Annotated in this window: 20 protein-coding genes; 4 read left to right on the top strand and 16 right to left on the bottom strand. The window is 74.7% G+C overall.

Translation table 11 applies throughout. The features are described 5' to 3' along the window. Positions 1 to 51: 51 nt before the first annotated feature. Complete coding sequence (locus H2O74_RS08160; protein WP_182113921.1) at positions 52 to 426, top strand: helix-turn-helix transcriptional regulator; 375 nt, start codon at positions 52 to 54, stop codon at positions 424 to 426. Positions 427 to 565: 139 nt separating this feature from the next. On the opposite strand, the gene H2O74_RS08155 is transcribed toward H2O74_RS08160, so the two are convergent. Genes H2O74_RS08155 through H2O74_RS08145 form a run of 3 tightly spaced genes read right to left on the bottom strand, consistent with a single transcriptional unit; the run spans position 566 to position 2,475 of the window. Beyond that, positions 566 to 1,573 (bottom strand): serine hydrolase, encoded by a 1,008-nt coding sequence (locus tag H2O74_RS08155; protein WP_182113920.1) that lies wholly within the window; start codon positions 1,571 to 1,573, stop codon positions 566 to 568. A gap of 9 nt (positions 1,574 to 1,582) precedes the next feature. After that, the gene (locus H2O74_RS08150; protein ID WP_182113919.1) at positions 1,583 to 1,945 is read right to left on the bottom strand and encodes a TfoX/Sxy family protein; all 363 of its coding nucleotides are present in this window, start codon (positions 1,943 to 1,945) and stop codon (positions 1,583 to 1,585) included. A 38-nt stretch (positions 1,946 to 1,983) separates the two neighbouring features. Continuing rightward, positions 1,984 to 2,475: a GNAT family N-acetyltransferase gene (locus H2O74_RS08145; RefSeq protein ID WP_255491888.1), complete on the bottom strand. Its 492-nt coding sequence runs from the start codon at positions 2,473 to 2,475 to the stop codon at positions 1,984 to 1,986. An 82-nt stretch (positions 2,476 to 2,557) separates the two neighbouring features. Between H2O74_RS08145 and H2O74_RS08140 the strand changes: the two genes are divergently transcribed. Continuing rightward, positions 2,558 to 2,827, top strand: coding sequence for a hypothetical protein (locus H2O74_RS08140; RefSeq protein ID WP_182113917.1), 270 nt, complete (start codon positions 2,558 to 2,560; stop codon positions 2,825 to 2,827). Between the two features lie 13 nt (positions 2,828 to 2,840). Here H2O74_RS08140 and H2O74_RS08135 read toward each other — a convergent pair whose 3' ends face one another. The 11 genes from H2O74_RS08135 to H2O74_RS08085 form a co-directional block, all read right to left on the bottom strand. Then, positions 2,841 to 3,008: a hypothetical protein gene (locus tag H2O74_RS08135; RefSeq protein ID WP_182113916.1), complete on the bottom strand. Its 168-nt coding sequence runs from the start codon at positions 3,006 to 3,008 to the stop codon at positions 2,841 to 2,843. An 83-nt stretch (positions 3,009 to 3,091) separates the two neighbouring features. Continuing rightward, positions 3,092 to 6,490: a pyruvate carboxylase gene (locus tag H2O74_RS08130; RefSeq protein WP_182113915.1), complete on the bottom strand. Its 3,399-nt coding sequence runs from the start codon at positions 6,488 to 6,490 to the stop codon at positions 3,092 to 3,094. A gap of 96 nt (positions 6,491 to 6,586) precedes the next feature. Beyond that, entirely contained in the window at positions 6,587 to 7,171 is a 585-nt protein-coding gene (locus H2O74_RS08125) for a MerR family transcriptional regulator (protein WP_182113914.1), read from the bottom strand. A 230-nt stretch (positions 7,172 to 7,401) separates the two neighbouring features. Beyond that, positions 7,402 to 7,950, bottom strand: a complete 549-nt coding sequence (locus H2O74_RS08120; protein WP_182113913.1) for a bifunctional nuclease family protein — start codon at positions 7,948 to 7,950, stop codon at positions 7,402 to 7,404. Between the two features lie 61 nt (positions 7,951 to 8,011). After that, on the bottom strand, positions 8,012 to 8,680 hold the full coding sequence (locus tag H2O74_RS08115) for a MerR family transcriptional regulator (RefSeq protein WP_182113912.1): 669 nt from the start codon (positions 8,678 to 8,680) through the stop codon (positions 8,012 to 8,014). A 113-nt stretch (positions 8,681 to 8,793) separates the two neighbouring features. Beyond that, positions 8,794 to 9,258 carry an FHA domain-containing protein gene (locus tag H2O74_RS08110; RefSeq protein ID WP_182113911.1) on the bottom strand — a complete coding sequence of 155 codons (465 nt, stop codon included), beginning with the start codon at positions 9,256 to 9,258 and terminating at the stop codon, positions 8,794 to 8,796. Positions 9,259 to 9,352: 94 nt separating this feature from the next. Beyond that, positions 9,353 to 10,129 (bottom strand): DUF881 domain-containing protein, encoded by a 777-nt coding sequence (locus tag H2O74_RS08105; RefSeq protein ID WP_182113910.1) that lies wholly within the window; start codon positions 10,127 to 10,129, stop codon positions 9,353 to 9,355. 1 nt (position 10,130) lies between these two features. Further along, the gene (locus H2O74_RS08100) at positions 10,131 to 10,463 is read right to left on the bottom strand and encodes a small basic family protein (RefSeq protein WP_182113909.1); all 333 of its coding nucleotides are present in this window, start codon (positions 10,461 to 10,463) and stop codon (positions 10,131 to 10,133) included. Continuing rightward, complete coding sequence (locus H2O74_RS08095) at positions 10,460 to 11,371, bottom strand: DUF881 domain-containing protein (RefSeq protein ID WP_182113908.1); 912 nt, start codon at positions 11,369 to 11,371, stop codon at positions 10,460 to 10,462. Before H2O74_RS08095 ends, H2O74_RS08100 begins: the two co-directional genes overlap by 4 nt. Beyond that, positions 11,368 to 11,979 carry a CDP-alcohol phosphatidyltransferase family protein gene (locus H2O74_RS08090; RefSeq protein ID WP_255491862.1) on the bottom strand — a complete coding sequence of 204 codons (612 nt, stop codon included), beginning with the start codon at positions 11,977 to 11,979 and terminating at the stop codon, positions 11,368 to 11,370. The genes H2O74_RS08095 and H2O74_RS08090 overlap by 4 nt, the downstream gene beginning before the upstream one ends. Before the next feature lie 117 nt (positions 11,980 to 12,096). Further along, positions 12,097 to 13,533 carry an RNB domain-containing ribonuclease gene (locus tag H2O74_RS08085; RefSeq protein ID WP_255491861.1) on the bottom strand — a complete coding sequence of 479 codons (1,437 nt, stop codon included), beginning with the start codon at positions 13,531 to 13,533 and terminating at the stop codon, positions 12,097 to 12,099. 52 nt (positions 13,534 to 13,585) lie between these two features. Between H2O74_RS08085 and H2O74_RS08080 the strand changes: the two genes are divergently transcribed. Beyond that, on the top strand, positions 13,586 to 14,215 hold the full coding sequence (locus H2O74_RS08080) for a DUF4126 domain-containing protein (protein WP_182113907.1): 630 nt from the start codon (positions 13,586 to 13,588) through the stop codon (positions 14,213 to 14,215). Beyond that, positions 14,215 to 15,243, top strand: coding sequence for an LLM class F420-dependent oxidoreductase (locus H2O74_RS08075; RefSeq protein ID WP_182113906.1), 1,029 nt, complete (start codon positions 14,215 to 14,217; stop codon positions 15,241 to 15,243). Before H2O74_RS08080 ends, H2O74_RS08075 begins: the two co-directional genes overlap by 1 nt. A 7-nt stretch (positions 15,244 to 15,250) precedes the next feature. On the opposite strand, the gene H2O74_RS08070 is transcribed toward H2O74_RS08075, so the two are convergent. Both H2O74_RS08070 and H2O74_RS08065 read right to left on the bottom strand, forming a co-directional pair. Beyond that, on the bottom strand, positions 15,251 to 16,930 hold the full coding sequence (locus H2O74_RS08070; protein ID WP_182113905.1) for an alpha-amylase family protein: 1,680 nt from the start codon (positions 16,928 to 16,930) through the stop codon (positions 15,251 to 15,253). Continuing rightward, positions 16,927 to 17,892 (bottom strand): TIGR03885 family FMN-dependent LLM class oxidoreductase, encoded by a 966-nt coding sequence (locus tag H2O74_RS08065; protein ID WP_182113904.1) that lies wholly within the window; start codon positions 17,890 to 17,892, stop codon positions 16,927 to 16,929. The genes H2O74_RS08070 and H2O74_RS08065 overlap by 4 nt, the downstream gene beginning before the upstream one ends. Positions 17,893 to 17,961 lie beyond the last annotated feature (69 nt).

Here is a 17,961-nt window from a genome sequence, read left to right as displayed (position 1 = left end):
TCGACCCGTGTCAATATCGACACTCATCGATCGGGGTGCGACGATGGCCGCATGGCTCTGGACGTGATCCCTGAGAGCGGCACGCCGTCGGCCGACTGCTGCAGCCCGGCCACCGCGGCGACCATGACGGCGAAGGACGCCGAGCGGACGTCCCGCGCCCTCAAGGCGCTCGCCGACCCGGCCCGCCTCCGCCTCCTGTCGATCATCGCCGCACACGAGGGCGGCGAGGCGTGCGTCTGCGACCTCACCGGCCCCGTCGGCCTGACGCAGCCGACCGTCTCCCACCACCTCAAGGTGCTGGCCGACGCCGGCTTCGTCACGCGCGACAAGCGCGGGGTGTGGGCCTACTACGCGCTGGTCCCCGGCGCGGTCGAGGAACTGACGTCGAGCCTCGCGGCTCACCTGCGGCACCGCGACGACGACTGACGGCCCGCGCGATCGCCGTCGTCCGCCCCGCCGCCGGCCGACGCGTCGCCAGCACGACGCGGAGGGTTGTACCCGCCCACCGGTCACAACTCTCCGTGCAGCCGGCACATCGGGCCACCCGGGTCCTCGGCCGGCAGGGTCAGTCGGCGTCCTCGCGGAGCACCGGCCAGGCGCCGTCGGACGTGTTGGCCAGCACGGTGACGGTGAGACCCGTGGTCGGGTCGTGCCGGGTCCGCGCGGAGACGCCGGCGTCGTACCCCTCGAGGACGACGTCGCGCGAGTCGGGCTCGAGCCAGAAGCCGCGGCCGTAGCGCATCCCCTCGTCCGGGACGTCGCTCACCGGCTCCACGAGCGCCGCGAGCGTGCCCGGCGAGACCACCCGCCCGGCGAAGACCGCGCGCCAGAACGCCGCGAGGTCCCCGGCGGTCGTCACCAGGCCGCCGTCGCCGCTGCCCCGCACCGGCAGGTGCAGCACGTTGGTGCGCGGTCCGTCCTCGTCGAGGTAGCCGACGGCGACGTCGGCCGCCGGCTCGTCGGATCGCGGGAAACCGGTGCGCAGCAGCCCCGCGGGCGCCAGCACGCGCTCGTGGACGAGCGTGGCGAACGGCGTGCCGGTGATGCGCTGGGCGAGCAGCGCGAGCAGGACGTAGCCGGAGTTGTTGTAGGCGAACTGCGCCCCCGGCTCGCTGACCTGCGGCCTGCCGTCGAGCACGGCGAGGTACCCCTCGGCGTCGTCGAGGCGGTGCGTGGGCACGGGCAGCACGTAGTCGGTGATCTCGCCGTCGCCGGACTCGTCGAGGTAGTCGCCGATCCCCGACGTGTGCGCGAGCAGGTGCCCGACCGTGACCCGGTCGTCGACCAGGGGCAGGTCCGTCCCGAGGACGGGGCGCACGGGGGTCTCCAGCGTCAGCCGACCCTCGTCCAGCAGCGCGCCGAGCGTCAGGGCCGTGAAGCCCTTGGCGATGCTCGCGACGCCGAACCGGTGCTCCGGGGTCGCCGCGATGCCGTGCGCGCGGTCCGCGAGGCCGTACGCCTCGGTGAACACCAGCTCGTCGCCGAGGTCGACGCGGACCACGCCGGAGAACCCGCTCGTCAGGGCACGGGCGTGGAGGGTGGGGCCGAGGGTGCTCGCGTCGGCGGGAGGCATCCGGGGATGCTAGCCGCCGCCCGGAGCAGGGTCGCCTCGATTCCGCCCGGCGCGGTGGTGCTCGAGCGCCACGCCGAGCCAGCGCGCCAGGTCCTCGTCGTCCTCCAGCGCGTCCTGCGCGACCGAGATCCAGCCGTGGCCCATCGATCGGCCCGCGCCCATCTCGGCCGGACGCGCACCCGGCAGCGCGAGCAGCTCGGCGGCTCGCGCGGGGTCCGAGCGCACCAGCAGGTCGCTGTCGCCGCGCGCGCAGACGAGCATCCTCTCGTCCACCATGAACGCCAGCCCGCCGAACATCCTCACCTCGCGGACCGGCGCGTGAGCCGCCAGCGCGCCGCGGATCCGCTCCGCCAACGTCTGCGTACCGGTCACCCCCGCCGCCTCCCCCTCTGGCTCCGAGAGTCGCGGCGCTACCGCGCCGCGCCCAGCGGACGGGACCACCGCTGCTCGGTGCGCGCCGGGTCCCTCGGCAGCGGCATCGTCGCGCCCGTCGGAGCAAACCCGGCCCCGAGGCACGCGCGGGCCGCCGCGTCGTTGCCCGCGATCTGCCAGAGGGTCAGGCGCTCGGCGCCCTCCTGGAGCGCGAGCCCCGCGGCCGCGTCCAGGAGCCGCTGCGCCACTCCCCCGCGCCGCGCCTGCGGACGCACCCAGAGGGAGACGACGTGCCGCTCCGCGTCGTCCGCCCCGGGCTCCTGGATGGCGCACACCAGGCCGACGTCGTCGCCCGCGTCGTCCCGGGCGACGAACCACGCGCTCGAGCGCAGGCGCATGCGCCACTGGCGCTCCCCGAACCCCTCCTCGCGCGCGATGCTCGAGCCGAAGGCGTCCGGGTCGGTGCGCAGGGCGTCCAGCCGGATGCGCGCCAGGCGCTCCCACTGCTCCTCGTCGAGCCGTTCGATCATCACGTCCACATGATGCCCTGGAGCGCCCCGTCGGCCCAGGGCCCGCGCCCGAGGGCCCCGCCGCGCGTGGGATCCTGGGGCCATGACGACCCCCGACGACGAGCAGCGCACCTGGGCCGGCAACCGGCCCCTGACGACGCGGTGGTGGTGGTCGCCCGCGCTGATGATCGTCGTCGGCGCCGTCGTGATCGGCTACCAGGTCTCGGCGTACGTCGGCGAGGGCGGGATCTTCCTCAACGGCGTCATGATCGTGATCGGTGCGGCCGTGATGGTCGCCGGGTTCGTCTCGCTGCGTCGCGCGCACCGTGAGCAGCGCGCCACCGTCGCGTCGCCGCCGCCCGCCCAGGACTGAGCGCCGGTCGGCCCTAGGACGTCAGCAGCGGCTCGCCGTCGGGGCCGCGCGGCACCTGGCGCGCGACGTCGGCCACCTCCTCCTCTGGACGAGGCGGGACCGTCTCGTCCACCTCGAGGTGCGGGACCTCGATCTCGGCGCCGACGTGGCCGTGCGGGTCGGGGGCGACGGGCTCGGACAACGGGACCTCCCGGTGGGTGCGTGGAGCGACCACCGTACGGGCTGGGGCCGGCACGCGCCCGGCCACCCGCCCGGACCCGGTGCTCAGGAGATGACGAGCACCAGGTCGCCGCCCTCGAGCTGCTGCACCCCGCCGATGGCGACCCGCTGGACCTTGCCGGCGACGGGCGTCGTGATCGACGCCTCCATCTTCATCGCCTCGATGGTCGCCACGGACTGGCCGGCCTCGACCCGCTGCCCCTCCTGCACGAGCGGCGTGACGGCGCCGGCGAACGGCGCGGCGATCTGGCCGGGGGTGCCCGGGTCGGCCTTCTCGGCCGCCGCGTGGTCCACCTCGACGCCGCGGTCGCGCACCTGGAGCGGGCGGAGCTGGCCGTTGAGCGTGAACATCACCGTGCGCATGCCGCGCTCGTCGGGCTCGCCCACGGCCTCCATGCCCACCAGCAGGCGGACGCCGCGGTCGAGCTGCACCTCGACCTCGGTCGCGGGCTTCATGCCGTAGAGGTAGCGCGCCGTGTCGAGCACGCTGACGTCGCCGAACGTGCTGCGGAACTGCTCGAACTCCTTGGTGGGCCCGGGGAAGAGCAGGTGGTTGAGCCGGTTGCGCCGCGTGGCCGAGTCCCCGGCCAGGTCGCGGAGGTCCTCCTCCGTCAGCGGGGTGACCGCGCGGCGCGGGTTGCGGCCCTGGAGGGCCTTGGTGCGGAAGGGCTCGGGCCAGCCCCCGGGCGGGTCGCCCAGCTCTCCGCCGAGGAAACCGACGACCGAGTCCGGGATGTCGAACTCCTCGGGCGCCTCCGCGAAACGGGCCGGGTCCGCGCCGCGGGCGACGAGGTGCAGGGCGAGGTCGCCGACCACCTTGCTCGACGGCGTGACCTTGACCAGGCGCCCGAGCAGCCGGTCGGCGGCCGCGTACATGGCCTCGATCTGCTCGAACCGGTCGCCCAGGCCGAGCGCGATGGCCTGCTGGCGCAGGTTGGAGAGCTGGCCGCCGGGGATCTCGTGCTCGTAGACGCGTCCCGTGGGACCGGCCAGGCCGGACTCGAACGGCGCGTAGATGCGCCGCACGGCCTCCCAGTACGGCTCCATGTCGCACACGGCGCGCAGGCTCAGGCCCGTGTCGCGCTCGGTGTGCTCCAGCGCCGCGACCAGCGCGGACAGCGGCGGCTGGCTCGTGGTGCCGGCCATGGCGGCGCTCGCCGCGTCGACGGCGTCGACACCCGCGTCCACGGCCGCCATGAGCGTCGCCATCTGGCCGCCCGCGGTGTCGTGGGTGTGCAGGTGGATGGGCAGGTCGAACCGCTCGCGCAGGGCCGTGACCAGGCGGTGCGCCGCGGCGGGTCGCAGCAGGCCCGCCATGTCCTTGATCGCGAGCACGTGCGCGCCCGCCTCGACGATGCGCTCGGCCAGCCGGAGGTAGTAGTCGAGGGTGTAGAGGTCCTCGCGCGGGTCGAGCAGGTTGCCGGTGTAGCACAGCGCGACCTCGGCCACGGAGGTGCCGACCTCGCGCACCGCGTCGATCGCGGGCCGCATCTGCTCGACGTCGTTCAGGGCGTCGAAGATGCGGAAGATGTCGATGCCGGTCGCCGTCGCCTCGCGGACGAAGGCCTGGGTGACCTCGGTCGGGTACGGCGTGTAGCCGACCGTGTTGCGGCCGCGCAGCAGCATCTGGAGGGCGACGTTGGGCAGCGCCTCGCGCAGGTACGCCAGGCGGTCCCAGGGGTCCTCGCCGAGGAAGCGCAGGGCGACGTCGTAGGTCGCCCCGCCCCAGGCCTCGACGCTCAGCAGGCCGGGCGTCGCGCGGGCGACGTAGGGAGCGGCGGTGACCAGGTCGAACGTGCGCACGCGCGTCGCGAGGAGCGACTGGTGGGCATCACGGAAGGTGGTGTCCGTGACGGCCACGGCCGTCTGCTCCCGCAGCGCGCTCGCGAAGCCGGCCGGGCCCAGCTCGAGCAGGCGCTGGCGGCTCCCGGCGGGCGGCGGCTCGGAGAGGTCCATGCTCGGCAGCTTGCGCTGGGGCTCGAGCACGTGCGCCGGGCTCCCGTGCGGGCGGTTGACGGTGACGTCGCCCAGGTACGCCAGGATCCGCGTGCCGCGGTCGGCGCTCTCCTTGGCGGCGAGCAGCTCGGGGCGCTCGTCGATGAACGACGTCGACAGGTCGCCCGCGACGAACGCCGGGTCGTCCAGCACCGCCTGGAGGAACGGGATGTTCGTGCGGATGCCGCGGATGCGGAACTCGGCGAGGGCGCGACGGGCGCGGCGCACGGCCGTCGGGTAGTCGCGGCCCCGGCAGGTGAGCTTCACGAGCATCGAGTCGAAGTGCCCGCTGATCTCGGCGCCCGCCGACGCCGTCGCGCCGTCGAGCCGCACACCGGCGCCGCCCGGCGACCGGTAGGCGATGATCCGGCCGGTGTCCGGGCGGAAGCCGTTCGCCGGGTCCTCGGTCGTGATGCGGGTCTGCAGGGCGGCGCCGTTGACGCGGACCGTGTCCTGCGAGATGCCGAGGTCCGCCAGCGTCTCCCCCGACGCGATCCGGAGCTGGGACTGCACGAGGTCGATGTCGGTGACCTCCTCGGTCACCGTGTGCTCGACCTGGATGCGCGGGTTCATCTCGATGAACACGTGCTTGCCGGCCCGCTCCCCCACGGTGTCCACGAGGAACTCGACGGTGCCGGCGTTGACGTAGCCGATGCTGCGCGCGAAGGCGACCGCGTCGCGGCACAGCGCGTCGCGCAGCTCCGGGTCGAGGTTGGGCGCCGGGGCGATCTCGATGACCTTCTGGTGGCGCCGCTGGACCGAGCAGTCGCGCTCGAACAGGTGCACGACCTCGCCGGTGGCGTCCGCGAGGATCTGCACCTCGATGTGGCGCGGGCGCAGGACGGCCTGCTCGAGGAACACGGTCGGGTCACCGAAGGCGCTGTCCGCCTCGCGCATCGCCGCCGCCAGGGCGCCGGGCAGCTCCTCGCGCGCGTCGACCCGGCGCATGCCGCGCCCGCCGCCACCGGCGACGGCCTTGACGAAGACCGGGAAGCCGATCTCCTCGGCGGCCGCGAGGAGCGTGTCGACGTCGGACGACGGGTCCGAGGACGCGAGCGTCGGGATGCCCGCCGCCTTCGCCGCACGCAGGGCCGTGACCTTGTTCCCCGCCATCTCGAGCACGTGGGCGGGCGGCCCGACGAACGCGATCCCGGCGGCCTCGCACGCCCGGGCCAGCTCGGGGTTCTCGGAGAGGAAGCCGTAGCCCGGGTAGACGGCGTCGGCGCCGGACTCCTGCGCCACGCGGATGATCTCGGCGACGTCCAGGTACGCGCGCACCGGGTGACCGGGCGAGCCGATCGAGTAGGCCTCGTCCGCCTTGAGGCGGTGCTCCGAGCTCCGGTCCTCGTAGGGGAAGACGGCGACGGTGCGGGCACCGAGCTCGTAGGCCGCGCGGAAGCCGCGGACGGCGATCTCAGCACGGTTGGCGACGAGGACCTTCGAGAACACGGCTCACCTCAGATGTAGCGGCGGGGGCACGAGAACCGTAGCCCCCCGGAGCGCGCTCGTACCCGTCGTCCGCGAGGCGGACGCGCGATCGCCGCGTCAGCCTGCGGTGCGCGCCCGGCGGCGCTGCGCCAGCTCGTCGTCGGCGACCGCCGCGGGTGCGTCCTCGCTCACGCGCTCGGTCGGCAGGGCGGCGAGCGTCCCCTCGACCTCGCGCCACACGCGCCCGACGGCGATCCCGAAGACGCCCTGGCCGCCCTGGACCAGGTCGATGACCTCGTCCGCGGAGGTGCACTCGTAGACGCTGGCGCCGTCGCTCATGAGCGTGATCTGCGCCAGGTCGTCGACGCCCCGCTCGCGCAGGTGCGCGACAGCGGTGCGGATCTGCTGGAGCGAGACCCCGGTGTCGAGGAGCCGCTTGACGACCTTGAGGACGAGGATGTCGCGGAAGCTGTAGAGCCGCTGGGTGCCCGAGCCGCTGGCCGGCCGCACCGTGGGCTCGACCAAGCCCGTGCGGGCCCAGTAGTCGAGCTGGCGGTAGGTGATGCCGGCGGCGCGGCACGCGGTCGGGCCGCGGTAGCCGGTCGTGGTGTCCAGGTCGGGCAGCTCGTCGCCGAAGAGGAGTCCCTGGGCGCGCTGCGGGACGCCGACGGCCTCCTCGGCCGTGTCTCCGGTGCCGCTCACGGGCCACTCCCCTCGCTGTCGTCCCGCCAGGTGCTCTGCGGGACGTCGTGCCACCCTCACGCCGCCGGGTCGGCGGCGCTTCACAGGATGTCCACACGTCACGCTAGGGCCGGGGGGTGGGGCAGTCAACGAACCGGCGGGCGACGCGCCGCGGCGTGTTGCTGCGGCGTGTCTCACCTTCGACCTCAGGTTGAGACAGGGCCTGCGACCTGGTGCTCCGCACCCGTCCGTCAGGCGCCCCGGGGCCCGCCCTCCCCGTGACCGGCGTCACCGCCCTCCTCCTCCTCCGGCGCACCCTCGCCGCTGACGAAGTCGTCCGCGCTGACCGTGTCGAGGAAGGCGCGGAACTCCTCCACCTCGTCCTCGGTGGTGTGCTCCTCGACCTCGAGGCCGGACTCCTCGAGGACCTCGGGCGCGCAGAGCACCGCGCACCCGGCCCGGACCGCGACCGCGATCGCGTCGGAGGCGCGCGCGTCGACCCGGGTCTCGTCCGCCATGACCAGCTCGGCGTGGAAGACCCCGTCCACGAGCGAGATGATCTCGACGCGGTCCAGGCCCGCCGAGCACTCCTCGATGACCGCCGCGAGCAGGTCGTGCGTCATCGGCCGGGGCGGCACCACGCCCTGCTGGGCCGTCGCGATGGCCGAGCCCTCCGTCACGCCGACGACGATCGGGAGCAGGCGTCGGCCCGCGAGGTCGAGCAGCAGGACCACCACCTGGTCCAGCGGCGCCTGCCGGCGCACCCCGAGCACCTCGACAGGGATGAGGTCGTCGCGCATGGGTGCCACGCTACGTCCGCGGCGTCGCCGCGACGAGTGGACCTGCCGCGGGTCGTCCGCGTCAGCGCGTCAGGCCGGCGACGCCCGACCGGACGAACGCCGTGTGCAGCCGACCGCAGAGCTCCCCGACCTCGGCCGCCACGGTGGCGGCGTGCGCCTGCGCGGCGACGGCGCGCTGCCCCCGCAGGGGCGCGACGATCTGCTCGACGACCGAGACCTGGCGGTCGGCGGCCTGGCGGAACGAGCGCAGGTGGCGCGGCTCGACGCCGTGCTCGGCAAGCGCCCCGGCCAGCACCACCACCTCGCGCGCCCACGCGTCCAGGTGGCCGGACGCGCTCGGCGCGAGGACGCCCGCCTCGACGAGCTGCACGACGAGCGCGGGGTCGACGCCCGTGTCGGCTGCCAGCCCCTCCGGCGTCCAGCGCCCGGCGCCCGCCGCGACGGGTCGTTCACCGTCGGTGGTGGCCAGGCGCGGTGCCGGCCGCTCGTCCTGCTCGCCGGCGTCGAGGGCGGCGAGCTGCTCGCCGATCACCTTCAGCGGCAGGTAGCGGTCCCGCTGCTGGCGCAGCACGAACCGGAGGCGCTCGACGTCGGCCGGGCTGTACTGCCGGTAGCCGCCCGCCGTACGCCGCGGCTCGACCAGACCCTGCTCCTCGAGGAAGCGGAGCTTGGAGGGCGTCACCGTCGGGAAGTCGGCCCCGAGGTCGGCGAGGACGTCGGAGATCCGCATCGTGGGGTCCGTCGAGACCCCGTGCGGCCAGCGGCCGTCCAGGCGCGGCGCGGCGGGCGCCGGCGTCGCGTCGTGGTGGGTCCGCTCCTCCGACCTGCGCCGGGGTGCGGGCGTCACTGCGCCGCGGCCGCGGCCGCCGGGCTCGGGTGGAAGGTCATGCGGAACTTGCCGATCTGGACCTCGTCGCCCGCGCGGAGCACGGCCTGCTCGATGCGGGACCGGTTGACGTACGTGCCGTTCAGCGAGCCGACGTCGCGCACCACGAAGCCCTCGCGCTCGCGCACGAACTCGACGTGCTTGCGGGAGACCGTCACGTCGTCGAGGAAGATGTCCGCGTCGGGGCTGCGACCCGCGACGGTCCGGTCGGCGTCGAGCAGGAACCGCGCGCCCGCGCTCGGGCCTCGCTGCATGATCAGCAGGGCCGACGTCGGCGGCAGTGCCGCGACGGCGGCGTGCTCCTCCGGGCTCAGGCCCACCCTCGGGGCATCGGACTCGACCGCCCCGATGACACCGTCACCGAAGCTGATCGTCGTGTCGGCATTCGCCCATCGCGGCTCGGAGGCGTCGCGCTCGGTCATCGTTCCTCCTACGCCACGGGGGTGGTGATCACGTCGTTGTCGGGGCACAGCCTATGCAAACGCGGGGCACCTTCGCAGTCCCTCGTCCGGCCGCTCACCCGGCGTCCGGCGAGGTGGGCACCGGCGTGGCGTGCTGGGGCGGGTCCACGAGGCGCACGGCGTCCACGACGACCGTCTCCAAGGGCTGCACGTCGCTGGTCCCGCCGTACCCCCGAACCACGGCGAGCGCGCCGCCGGGCATGTTGAGCGCGGGCACGATCACGTCGGGGTCGCCGATGGCCAGCCAGCGGTACGGCGGGGCGATCGCGACGCCGTCGATCTCGACGCCGTCCGGCGTGTCGACGAGGTAGGTGGAGGCCGTGACCCGCACGTCGTTGAGCTGGATGGCCTCCGCGCCCGCGTTGCGCATCTCCTCGACGACGTTGAGCAGCGCGAGCGCGGGCACCTCGCGGCGCTGGTCGCGCACGACGAGCGAGACTCCCGGGCCCTCGGCCGGCAGCCGACCCGCGAGGATGCCCTGCTGCGCGGCGCGCTCCATCGCCGCGTCCTGGGCGGCGCGCTGGGTGTCCGAGCCGGTCACGAGCTCGGCACGCTGCTGGCGCAGGGCCGCGGCCTGGTCCTCGAGCTCCTCGGTCCGCTGCGTCACCTCGTCGAGGATCCGGACCAGCTCGTCCTGCCGCAGCGACGACAGGCCCTCGCTCCGGTTCTGCTGGACCTGCACGACGATCGCGAAGCCGAGGAGCGCGCACAGGATGCCCGCCATCACCTGGGCGCGGGTGGCGCGCGGCGCCAGGGCGCGCCCCAGGGTGCGCCAGGCCGAGCGGGAGGTGCCCGGGTCGGGGGGCTGCGGCGTCGTGTCCGGTTCGCTCACGTCAGGCCTTGAACAGGTGGCGGCGGATCGCCGCGGTGTTCGAGAAGATCCGGATCCCGAGCACGACCACGACGGCCGTCGAGAGCTGCGTGCCGACGCCCAGCTGGTCGCCCAGGAACACGATGAGCGCGGCGACGACGACGTTGGACAGGAACGAGACGACGAACACGCGGTCGTCGAAGGTGCCGTCCAGCAGCGCCCGCAGGCCGCCGAACAGCGCGTCCAGTGCCGCGACGACGGCGATCGGCAGGTACGGCTGGAGCGCCTGCGGCACGGTGGGCTCGAGGAGGAGTCCCACCACGGCGCCGATGGCCAGGCCGATGAGCGCGATCATGAAGTTCCCCCTCCGGGTGTCCCGTCGTCCGTGCCCTCGGTCGCCCCAGACCCTGCCACATCGTCCGGGTCGAGCGGCGAGGCGTAGCGCAGGGAGGGCGCCGCCCCGGCCGGCAGCTCCACCTCCTGTGCCCGCACGCTGACCCCGATCTCGAGGTTGGCGCTCAGGGACGCCAGGTGGTTGGCGGCCGTCGTGCGGGCGAAGGCCGTCTGGACCGCCTGGGCGTCGCCGACGACCTCGATCCGGTACGGCGACAGGAGCGGCACGAGGTCCACCAGCACGGCGGGCCCGACGCCGCGGATCGCGCTCAGGGCCGTGAGCCGCTGGCCGTTGATGGCGATGCCCTCGGCCCCGGAGGCCCACAGGCCGTTCGTGACGATCTGCAGGTCGATGTCCTGGACGCGGGTGCGCGGGTCGGCCTCCTCCGCGTCCGCCACGGGCGCGTCGGTGAGCTCGACGACGAGGCCGTCGCCCCGCACGGCCGTGACGCCCGAGGCGAGCTCGAGCTCCTCGAGCTCGGCGAAGAGCTCGGGGTCCGCCGCGGCGAGCGCGTCGCTGCGCACCTGCGCGACCTCCGCGGCGAGGGCGTCGTGCGTCGCCTGGAGCTCGTCCGCGTGCGCCGTCCGCTCGGCGATCTGCTCGGCCAGGAGGGCGCGCGCGCCGGTCACCGAGGGCTGGGGCGCCCGCAACGAGACGACGGCGGCCGCGACCAGGAGACCGAGCGCGGCCGCGACCGCGAGCGTGATGCCGCTCCGGCGCGCACGCGCGGCGGGCGCGAGCGGCGTCCGCGGGCGGGCGGCCGCCTCCGCGTAGCCGGCGTCCACGGGCTGGTACATCACCTCGTTGAGGAGGCTCATCGACGCGTCGGGGCGCTGCCCCGCGGGCGGACGGCGGCCGGTCGGGGTCATGCGCGCCCGCCGTCGGTCAGCGCGCGCCAGGACTGGCGCAGGTAGATGGCGGCCGCGAGCCAGTACAGCCCCATGCCCCACCACGCGAACGCCCACCCCGCGACCCCGGCGACCGGCCCGATCGGCTCCTCCCACTGCGCGAGCAGGAGCAGCGGGAAGGCGTAGAGCAGCGCGAACGTGCCGGCCTTGCCGACGAAGTGCACGGGCAGCGGGCCGATGCCCCGCCGGACCAGCACGAGGAGCACGAGCGCGAGCAGGACGTCACGGCCGACCACTGTCGCCAGGACCCACCCGGGGACCACCTCGCGCGCGGCCAGCCCGACGAGGGTGACCAGGATGAAGAGGCGGTCGGCCGCCGGGTCGAGCAGCTCGCCGAGGCGCGACCGCTGGTCGAGCGCGCGGGCGAGGACGCCGTCGAGCCAGTCGCTGGCGCCCGCGACCGCGAGCACCAGCAGGGCCCAGCCGTCCGCTCCCTGCGCGATGAGGACCGCGAAGACGGGGACCAGCAGCAGACGCAGCGCGCTGATGATGTTGGGGAGCGTCACGATGCCGTGGCGTCCCCGGCGCAGGGCCCCACCGCCCGCCGGGGCACGGCTGAGGTCAGTCACCGCGTAGACCGCCCCCCGACTCGCACATCGTCCTCACCGCGGCGATCCTACGGGGGACGGGCCGTGCGCCGGGCCCACGACGCACCCCGCGGACGCTCCCGGGCCCCTGGCGCGACCTCAGCGCGCCGCCCGCCCGGGGACGAGCGCCAGCTCGACGCGCCGCGTCGGGACGTCGGCCGAGACGACCCGCACCCGGACCCGCTCGCCCACCGGCAGGTCGGCCGTGGTGGTGCGGGCGACGACCGCCGGCTCCTCCAGGCGGACGGTCCGGGCGTCGATGGCGACGCCCTCGAGCTCGCGCCCCACGAGCGGCCCGAGCAGCGCGGCCTCCACGAGGTCCGTGCACGCCCGGTCGACCGCGTTGGCGCGCTGCGTGCCCTGCGCCATCCGGGCGCCCAGGCCCGGCAGCGCGTCGCGCACCCAGGCCGGGACGTCGCGGCCCGCGTGCAGCGCGAGGCACACCTCGAGCCCGTACCGGTCGACCAGCCGCCGCAAGGGCGCCGTGACGTGGGCGTACGGGGCCGCGACCGCGCCGTGCCGCGGCTCGGCCGGGGACGCGCCGTCGAAGGGGGTCCACGCGGCGCCGCGGAACAGGCCCGTCGCTGCATCGAGGAACGCCGCCGTCGTGGGGAGCGACCGGTCCAGACCGGCCAGGACGTCCCCGTAGGAGGCGCCGTCGGGCCACGGGACACCGAGCGTGGCCGCGACGCGGCGCAGGGCCGCGACCGCCTCGTCCGGTGCGGGCGGCATCGTGCGCAGGACGCCGACGCCGCCCTCCAGCATCATGCGCGCGGCCACCATGCCGGTCATCAGCGAGATCTGGGCGTTGTGGTCCTCGAGCGGCACGGGCGCACGCTGGACGAGGCGCCACCCCGGCCCCTCCCGGACGACCTCCTGCTCGGGCAGGCCGAGCGAGACCCCGCCCCGCGCGCGCTCGAGCGCCGCCCGCAGGGTGCCGATCTCCGCCAGGAGCGCGACCGGGTCGTCGTCGTCCACGCCCGCGTCGAGGCGCTCCTGCTCGCCGGCGTAGTCCAGGCGGAGCCGGCTGCGCACGGTCGCGCGCTCGACCGCGGCGTCCGTCACCTCGCCGTCGGCCCCCAGCGCGAGCGTCCACACGACAGCCGGCCGGTCGCGGTCGGGCAGGAGCGACCCGGCGTCCTCGCTGATCGCGGGCGGGTGCAGCGGGACCCGCGTGTCCGGGCAGTACACGGTCGTCACGCGCTCGTGCGCCGCGCGGTCGAGGGCGCCACCGGGACGGACGAACGCCGCGACGTCGGCGATCGCGTACCGGACGCGGTAGCCCTCGCCCGCACGCTCGAGGTGCATGGCCTGGTCGAGGTCGGTCGAGCCCACCGGGTCGATCGTCCGGAACTCGACGTCGCGCAGGTCGCGCCGGGAACCCTCGACCGGCACCACGCGGCCGGCCACGACGGCCTCGGCCTCCGCCAGGGCGTCGGGGGCGAACTCGACGGGCACCTCGTGCTCACGCCGGACGGCGTCGAAGCCGGGGGCGAGGCCGTCGGGGGACCTGAGACGTCGACGCTGCACGGGCACGCGCCCACCCTACGCAGCGCCCGATGTCGATCACGGATGCCATGCTGTGCGCATGCTCGAGCTCCTGACCGGCGCAGGTCTGGCGACCGCCTCCGGGCTGAACGCCGCGCTCCCGCTCCTCGTGCTCGGGGTCCTCGACCGCTGGACCCCGTTCCTCACGCTGCCGGACGGCTGGCAGTGGCTGACGAACGGCTGGGTCCTGGCGATCCTCGCCGGGCTCCTGGTGCTCGAGGTGGTCGCGGACAAGGTGCCCGTCGTCGACACCATCAACGACGTCGTCCAGACGGTCGTGCGCCCGACGGCGGGCGGGCTCGCCTTCGGGGCGGGCTCAGGCTCGCAGACGGTCGCCGTCACGGACCCGGGCGAGTTCTTCACCTCCGGGTCGTGGGTGCCGGTCGCGGTCGGCGTCCTGCTGGCGCTGACCGTGCACACCGGCAAGGCGCTCGGCCGGCCCGTGGTCAACGCCGCCACGGCCGGCGCCGGCGGGCCCATCGCGAGCGTCCTCGAGGACGTGGCGAGCGCCGTGATGACGTTCGTGGCGCTCGTGCTGCCGGTCCTCGTGATCGTCGGCCTCGCCCTCCTCGCCTGGGCCGGCGTGCGCGTCGTGCGCCGGCGCGCGCAGCGTCGCCGCAGCCCGGGTCCCCCTGGCCCCGACCCCGATCGAAGGACGGTGAGCGCCTGATGCGCTTCGGCTACCACGTGGGCTACTGGGCGGCGGGTCCTCCCCCGGGAGCGGAAGAGGCCGTCGTGGCCGCCGACCGGCTCGGCTTCGACTCCGTGTGGACCGCGGAGGCCTACGGCTCGGACGCGCTGACGCCGCTCGCCTGGTGGGGCAGCAGGACCAGCCGCATCCGCCTCGGCACCGCCATCGCGCAGATCTCGGCCCGCACGCCGACGGCGACCGCGATGGCAGCCCTGACCATGGACCACCTCAGCGACGGCCGCTTCGTGCTCGGCCTCGGAGCGTCCGGCCCGCAGGTCGTGGAGGGGTGGTACGGCACGGCGTACCCGCGGCCGCTCGCGCGCACCCGGGAGTACGTCGACGTCGTGCGGCAGGTGCTGCGGCGCGAGCAGCCGGTCGTCGCCGACGGCGCGTTCTACCAGCTGCCCTACCCGGGTGGCACCGGCCTCGGCCGCCCCCTGCGCTCGACCGTCCACCCCCTGCGGCCCCACCTGCCCGTGCACCTCGCGGCGGAGGGGCCCAAGAACGTCGCGCTCGCGGCCGAGGTCGCGGACGGCTGGCTGCCGCTGTTCTACGCACCGAGCGTGGACGGCTTCTACCGCGAGGCGCTGGCCGAGGGCTTTGCGCGCCGCTCGGCGGCGCTGCCGCCGCCGGAGCAGTTCGAGGTCAGCGCGACCGTCCCGGTCGTGGTGGACGACGACGTCGAGCGGGCGGCCGACGTCGTCCGCCCGTTCGTCGCGCTGTACGTGGGCGGCATGGGCGCCTCCGCCGCCAACTTCCACCGCGACATGGTCGAGCGGCTCGGCTACGTGCGCGAGTGCGACGAGGTGGCCCGGCTCTTCGCCGAGGGGCGTCGGGCGGAGGCCGCCGCCGCCGTCCCCACGGCGCTCGTCCAGGACATCGCGCTCGTGGGTCCGCCGGCGGCCATCCGCGACCGCCTCGCCGCGTGGGACGAGACGGTCGTCACCTCGATCCTCGTGCAGGGCGACGCCGCGGCCCTGCGTGCGGTCGCCGACCTGCTGGGGTGAGAGCGGCCTACACGAGGTGGCGGCTGTCGGGTCCCATGACCCGCAGCCACCGGTAGCCGTAGCCCTCGAGCTCGATGTCGACCGCGCCGCGCTCGTCCACGGTGCACTCCCCCGCCTCGAGCAGGTTGACGAGGCGGTGCCCCGGCGGCGTGCTGTCCAGGCGCAGCGGGACGGTCAGCGGCTCGGGTGACAGGTTGTGCAGGGTGATCACCGCGGCGTCGTCCACGGCGCTGCACAGCGCGACGACGCTCGCGTGCGGCTGGTCGACCACCTGCACCTGCGTCCAGCCGAGCTCGGGGCTGTCCCGGTAGCGGCGCACCAGCGTCGCGATGAACGACATCAGCGAGTCGGGGTCGCGCCGCTGCGCGCGCACGTTGACGTGGGCCGGGCCGAACCCGCCCTCGGTCACCGGCGACGGCAGGCGTGACGCGCGGGCGCGGGAGAACCCGCCGTTGGCCTCGTCCGACCACTGCATCGGCGTGCGCACCGCCATCCGGCCGGGGACGTCGAGGTTCTCGCCCATGCCGATCTCCTCACCGTAGAACAGCGTGGGGGTGCCGGGCAGCGCGAAGAGCAGCGAGTAGACCATGCGGATCCGGCGCGGGTCGCCGTCGAGCATCGGCGGCAGGCGGCGGCGCAGACCGCGGTCGAAGAGCTGCATGTCCGGGTCCGGCCCGAACGCCGCGAAGACCTCCTGCCGCTCGGACTCGGTGAGCTTGTCCAACGTGAGCTCGTCGTGGTTGCGCACGAACGTGGCCCACTGGCAGTCGCGCGGGATCTCCGGGCGGTCCAGCAGGGCCTTGACCAGCGGGCCGGCGTCCTGGCGCGCGAGCGACAGGTAGAGGTTCTGCATGGCGATGAAGTCGAACATCATCGTGAGCTCGTCGCCGTCGCCGTTGCCAAAGTAGAGCCGCTGCTCCGCGTGCGGCAGGTTGACCTCTCCCAGCAGGATCGCGCCGCCCGCGCGCCGTCCCAGGAACGAGCGGAGCGAGCGCAGGTACTCGTGCGGGTCGCCGAGCGCCTCGACCTGCTCGTCTCCCGCCCCGAGCGTCTCGAGGAAGAACGGCACGGCGTCGACCCGGAAGCCGTCCAGCCCGAGCTCGAGCCAGTAGCCCATCACCTTGGCGATCTCGTCGCGGACCGCGGGGTTGGCGACGTTGAGGTCGGGCTGGTGCTTGTAGAAGCGGTGGAGGTAGTACTCCTGCGTCTTCTCGTCGTACTCCCAGATGCTCGACTCCTGGTCCGGGAACACGACCTCGGCGGAGGTGTCCGGCGGCGTGTCGGCGCGCCAGACGTAGAAGTCGCGGAAGGGGCTGTCCTTGCTCGACCGGGCCGAGCGGAACCACGGGTGCTTGTCCGACGTGTGGTTGACCACGATGTCCGCGATCACCCGCATCCCGCGGTCCTTCGCCGTGCGGATGAGCTCGACGAGATCACCGGGCGTGCCCAGGCGGGGGTCGACGCCGTAGAGGTCCGTGACGTCGTAGCCGTCGTCCCGATCCGTCGTCGGGTAGAAGGGCATGAGCCACAGACAGGTGACGCCGAGCTCCGCGAGGTGGTCGATGCGCTGGGCGAGGCCCTGGAAGTCGCCGGTGCCGTCGCCGTCCCAGTCCATGTAGGTCTCGACGTCGAGGCAGTAGATGACCGCGTTCTTCCACCACAGGTCGCCGGTCTCGGTGACGTTCACGAGGCGCTCCGCAGCTGCGGCAGGACGCGCTCGCCGAACGTGTCGATGAACGCCTCCTGCTCCTGCCCGACGTGGTGCAGGTAGACCTCGTCGAAGCCGAGAGCCGCGAGGTCGGCGATGCGTCCGGTGAGCTCCGCGAGGTCGGAGGAGACCAGGACGGCGTCGTGCACGTCCTGCGGGCGCACGTGCGACGACGCCACGTCGAAGTGCTCCGGCGTGGCGAGGTCCCAGCACACCGGGGGCGGGAACACGTTCGAGCGCCATTGGTCGAAGGCGATGCGCTCGGCCTCCGCCTGGTCCGGCGCCCAGGACACGTGGACCTGGAGCGCGAGCGGGCCACGCCCGCCCTCCTCCCGGTAGGCGCCGATGAGCTCCCGGAGCACGTCGTGGGGCTGGTTGATGGTGATGAGGCCGTCGGCCCACGTCGCGGCGCGCCGCGCGGTCGCCACCGTGACGGCCGGGCCGATGAGGGCCGGAGGCTCCTCCGGCAGGGTCCAGATGCGCGCGCGGTCCACGGTGACGAGGCCGTGGTGGGTGACCTCCTCACCCGCGAGCAGGCGGCGGATCACCCCGACGGTCTCGACGAGGCGGTCGTCGCGCACCTCCTTGACGGGCCACGGGTCGCCGGTGATGTGCTCGTTCGCGTTCTCCCCGGAGCCGAGCGCGGCCCAGAACCGGCCCGGGAACATCGCGGCGAGGGTGGCCGCGGCCTGGGCGATGATCGCGGGGTGGTACCGCTGACCGGGCGCGTTGACGACACCGAAGCGCAGTGAGGTCGTGGCCAGCGCGGCGCCGAGCCAGGACCAGGCGAAGCCCGAGTGGCCCTGCCGGGCGCTCCACGGTGCGAAGTGGTCGGAGCACATGGCGGCGTCGAAGCCGGCCTGCTCCGCCTGCTGGACCGCGCGCAGCAGCGCGGCGGGGTGGACCTGCTCGTGCGAGGCGTGGAATCCGATGATGGTCACGGCGACGTGTCTACCGGGCTCGGGCGCGCGGCGCGCGTCCAGCGAGCGGCCCAGGGCGCGCGCGGGCGC

Origin of the sequence: Actinotalea sp. JY-7876 (genome assembly GCF_014042015.1) — a bacterium.
Taxonomy (GTDB): Bacteria; Actinomycetota; Actinomycetes; order Actinomycetales; family Cellulomonadaceae; genus Actinotalea.
This window is presented reverse-complemented; position numbering and strand designations above follow the sequence as displayed.